This window comes from Rothia sp. HMSC071F11 (genome assembly GCF_001809115.1).
Classification (GTDB): domain Bacteria; phylum Actinomycetota; class Actinomycetes; order Actinomycetales; family Micrococcaceae; genus Rothia; species Rothia dentocariosa.
In genome coordinates this window covers 1-429 of sequence record NZ_KV795768.1, presented here as the reverse complement: position 1 = coordinate 429, position 429 = coordinate 1, and the positions used below count along the sequence as shown (strand labels likewise).

The following is a 429-nucleotide window of genomic DNA, read 5'->3' as shown; positions in this document are numbered from 1 at the left end:
CGGGTGAGCATATTAAGGGTGCGACGAGTGCGGCACGTGAGAGCAGCATCCCGGTGATTGAGGTCTACGACAGCGTAGATACCGGGCGCGGAGTCTGGAGCCTGGCCCCCAACCCCGAGCAGCTTTCGCAGGCGTATGTGCAGGCTTCGCAGCCGAGTACCCAGAGCATCGTGATAGCACCCAAGGATACTGAGGTGAAGATTCCGCAGGTTGCAGCCAAACATGCGTACGACCGCGATACCGATGTGCGTGAGCTGGCGCAAGACGTCAAGAAAGAGTCCCAGAGCTACGGGGCTTCGGCGAATATCTTCGTTTCGGGTTCGGCAATTCGCCAGGCTAAAATCGTCAAAGAGCTGCAATACGCCGGGGTGACGGCTCAGATTCTTTTGAGCCCGCAAGCCGTATCGCCCATTTTCGCGCGAACCCTTG

At 58.5% G+C, this 429-nt stretch carries 1 pseudogene; it reads left to right on the top strand.

Annotation, left to right across the window (positions count from 1 at the left end):
- Positions 1–429, top strand: a pseudogene (locus HMPREF2554_RS09295) (hypothetical protein); the annotation flags it as partial.